Origin of the sequence: Bacillus sp. SIMBA_031 (genome assembly GCF_046535225.1) — a bacterium.
In the GTDB taxonomy this organism is placed as follows: Bacteria; Bacillota; Bacilli; order Bacillales; family Bacillaceae; genus Bacillus; species Bacillus velezensis.
Window position 1 is genome coordinate 1 of record NZ_JAWRXC010000764.1, and the last position, 230, is coordinate 230.

Sequence of the window (230 nt, forward strand, 5' to 3'; positions counted from 1 at the left end):
CGCCGTGGCAGCAAAGAGCCTCGGAATCAACGCCCGCATCTACATGCCCCTTGGCGTGGCACTGCCGAAGCTCGCCGCCACGCGCAGTCACGGCGCGGAAGTGATCCTGCATGGACACAACGTGGACGAGGCCCTGGCTGAGGCGCAGCGGTATGCCAACGAAACCGGCGCCGTTTTTGTCCATCCCTTTGACAACGTGGACGTTGTTGCAGGACAAGGGACCATTGGGT

At 62.6% G+C, this 230-nt stretch carries 1 protein-coding gene; it reads left to right on the plus strand.

What is annotated here, in order from left to right:
- On the plus strand, positions 1-230 hold a 230-nt coding region (locus SB724_RS22120; RefSeq protein ID WP_410573268.1), incomplete at both ends, for a pyridoxal-phosphate dependent enzyme.